At 75.0% G+C, this 1,794-nt stretch carries 2 protein-coding genes; both read left to right on the forward strand.

The window, feature by feature from the left end:
- Nucleotides 1-248: 248 nt before the first annotated feature.
- Nucleotides 249-395, forward strand: coding sequence for a hypothetical protein (locus AB0E96_RS40835; RefSeq protein ID WP_359831878.1), 147 nt, complete (start codon nucleotides 249-251; stop codon nucleotides 393-395).
- Nucleotides 396-546: 151 nt separating this feature from the next.
- Complete coding sequence (locus tag AB0E96_RS40840; RefSeq protein ID WP_359831880.1) at nucleotides 547-1,743, forward strand: agmatine deiminase family protein; 1,197 nt, start codon at nucleotides 547-549, stop codon at nucleotides 1,741-1,743.
- The last annotated feature ends 51 nt before the right edge of the window (nucleotides 1,744-1,794 follow it).

The raw sequence follows: 1,794 nt of genomic DNA on the forward strand, positions 1-1,794 counted from the left end.
GTGGTCCGCGACATCGTCGGGGTGGAGGCCGTCGGCGGGATCAAGCACTGTGGCCCGCGGCGTCTGTTGTTCCTCGGCGGATCGTTCGGTGAGCCACGGTCGTCCCGGCCGACAGCGCGACGTGGTACGTCGGCCGCGGCGACGGCGAGTTCCTCGTCCCGGAGGGCGCCGACACCTTCGTCCGCTGGGACGCCGGCCCGGGCGGCGCCGACTGCCTGAAGGGGCTCGGCGCCAACCCCGCCGGGCGGGTGCCGTTCGGTGCCCTCGGACCGCGCGGCTCGTTCTGCGTCCGGTCCGCGGACGGCCTGGACCTGGCCGTCGTCCGGGTGCTGTCGGCCCCGGGCGCGGACGGGCCGGTCAGGGTCTCCCTGGACCAGTACCGCCGCAACGACTGAGCGCCGCAACGGCGGGGGCGCAGCCGCGGCGGCGCCCCGGCGCCCCTGGGCGGCTCCCCTCAGCGAGCTTGACTGATTTTTCAGTCAGTGTAAGAGTGCAGGTCCCGGCGGTGCCGGGCCAGAACCACCCCCAGCCCCACCGGAGTCCCGCGTGTCCAAGCCCTCCCTCGCCCGCCGCACGGTCCTGCGCTCCCTCGTCGGCGCCGGTGCGATCGCCCTCGGCGCGACCGCCTGCGCCGCCTCCGAGGACGGCCCGGCCGACTCCACCGCGCCGACCGCCCCGGGCAGCGGCACTCCCGAGCCGCCGTCGCCGGCGGCGCCCTCCCCCACACCGGCCCCCGCCCGCGGCCGCCGCCTCGGCGGCGAGTGGGAGAAGCACGAGCGGACCTTCATGGCCTGGCCCGCCTCCGAGAACGTCTGGGGCGAGCAGCTCGGGGCCGTCCGTACGGACATCGCCTCGGTGGCCCGGGCCATCGGCGGGCGCGAACCCGTGGTCATGCTCGTCCGCCCCGGCCAGGAGGCCTCCGCCCGCAACGCCTGCGGCTCGGACGTCGAGCTGCTCTCCGTCCCGGTGGACGACCTGTGGGCCCGCGACACCGTGCCGGTCTTCGTGGAGGAGAACGGCAAGGTCCAGGGCGTCGACTTCAACTTCAGCGGCTGGGGCGGCAAGCAGGAGCACACCAACGACGCCCGGATCGCCCGTACGGTCCTGGAGAAGTACGGGATCGAGCGGATCGCGACCCCGGTCACCGCCGAGGGCGGCTCCTTCGAGACCGACGGCCAGGGCACCCTACTGGTCACCGAGAGCTCCGTGGTCAACGACAACCGCAACCCGGGCCGCACCCGCGACGAGATCGAGGCGGAGCTCAAGCGGGCCCTGGGCCTCACCAAGGTGATCTGGCTGGCGGGCGTCCGGGGCAAGGACATCACCGACGCCCACGTCGACTGCCTCGCCCGGTTCGTCGCCCCCGGAGTCGTCCTGCTCGACCGGGCCTTCCCCGGCACCCCGCCGGACGTCTGGTCCCGCGCCGCGGACCAGGCCCGCGCCGTCCTCGCCGAGGCCATCGACGCCGCCGGCCGCAAGCTGACGGTGATCGAGGTCGGCCAGCCCGACCCTGACCGGATCACCGGCCGCGGCGATGCCTTCGTCTCCACCTACATGAACTTCTACATCGGCGACAAGGGCGTCTACCTGCCGGAGTTCGGCGACGCCAGGGCCGACCGCCACGCCCAGGAGGTCTTCCGGGACCGGTTCCCGGACCGCGAGATCGTCCCCCTCCGGATCGACACCATCGCCGGCGGCGGGGGCGGCATCCACTGCTCCACCCACGACCAGCCCGCCGGCTGACCCCGGCCGGCGCCCCGCCGCACCGACCGTGCCGCCGTGCCGCCGCACCGG

Source organism: Kitasatospora sp. NPDC036755, from assembly GCF_040636595.1.
Classification (GTDB): Bacteria; Actinomycetota; Actinomycetes; order Streptomycetales; family Streptomycetaceae; genus Kitasatospora.